Genomic DNA, 1,338 nt, shown 5'->3' with positions numbered 1-1,338 from the left:
GAGGCCAACCAGCACCGCCTTGCGGTTCAATCGGCCGATGAGAACATTGCTGGTAGTGTGCTGAGAGTTCTGCAAATTCGCTGAGAGGGGGCGGTCATGGCAGGCTGGTGATTGTTCACGTCACCTGATTCCCGCGAAGGAACGCCACCATGACCAAGACTGAAGTTAAGACCGCCAGCGCTGCCGTCAAAGACATTTTGCTTTCGAACCCGGATGGATTGCACGAAGTGCTCCGTGCGGTGATGCAGGAGGTGCTTGAGGCCGAGATGGACGAGGCGCTGGGTGCCTCGAAGAGCGAGCGCACGCCCGAACGGCTTGGCTATCGCTCGGGCTATTACGGCCGTACCCTTGTGACGCGGGTCGGCAAGCTCGAGCTGCGGGTTCCGCAGGACCGGGCCGGGCGCTTCTCCACCGAGCTGTTCGAGCGCTACCAGCGTTCCGAGCGGGCCTTGGTGGCGACNCAGGGCGTGTCGACCCGCAAGGTGAAGGCGATCACGGAAGAACTGTACGGCCATGCCTTCTCGGCCTCGTCGATCTCGGCCATCAACAAGCGGCTGGACGAGAGCCTCGCTGCCTTTGCCAGGCGCCCCCTTCAAGAGCCGTTTCCTTACCTCATCCTCGATGCGCGCTACGAGAAGGTGCGTGAAGCCGGTGTTGTCATGAGCCAGGCGGTGCTGATCGCGGTCGGTATCGACTGGGACGGAAGGCGCCAGATCCTGGCCGTGGAGATGGCCAATCGCGAGAGCCGCTCGGCCTGGAGGGACTTCCTCGTCGGCCTCAAGGCGCGCGGCCTCAAGGGCGTCGAGTTGGTTGTGTCCGACGATCACGCCGGCCTGGTGGCAGCGATCGGCGAGGTGATCCCCGAAGCCGCCTGGCAACGCTGCTACGTGCACTTCCTCAGGAACGCGCTCGATCATCTGCCGAGGAAGCACGGCGACGACTGCCTGCAGGAATTGCGCTGGCTCTACGACCGGCGCGATCTCGCAGAGGCCAGGGCTGATCTTGCCGCATGGCTTGCCAAATGGTCGGCACGCTATCCGCGCCTGACAGGCTGGGCCGAGGATGCCATCGAACAAACCCTGACCTTCTTCAGGCTGCCGAGACAGCACCACAAGCATCTCAAATCCACCAACATGCTGGAGCGGCTCAACGAGGAAATCCGCCGGCGCACCTATGTCGTGCGCATCTTCCCCAATACCGAAAGCTGCCTGCGCCTGGTCAGGGCGTTGGCCGTCGAGACCAATGAAAACTGGATGGAGGCCAACCGATACATCAACATGGACGACCTGCGCGAGCACAAGAAGCTCGCTCTGCGCCAAGCCGCATGACCAGCATCAT

At 62.6% G+C, this 1,338-nt stretch carries 1 protein-coding gene; it reads left to right on the top strand.

Annotation, left to right across the window (positions count from 1 at the left end):
• Positions 1-149: 149 nt before the first annotated feature.
• Positions 150-1,328 carry an IS256 family transposase gene (locus X744_RS139770; RefSeq protein ID WP_023763232.1) on the top strand — a complete coding sequence of 393 codons (1,179 nt, stop codon included), beginning with the start codon at positions 150-152 and terminating at the stop codon, positions 1,326-1,328.
• Positions 1,329-1,338 lie beyond the last annotated feature (10 nt).

The organism is Mesorhizobium sp. LNHC252B00 (assembly GCF_000502955.1).
GTDB lineage: Bacteria > Pseudomonadota > Alphaproteobacteria > Rhizobiales > Rhizobiaceae > Mesorhizobium.
The sequence above is the reverse complement of the archived record's forward strand: the minus strand, read 5'-3'. Positions and strand labels throughout refer to the sequence as shown.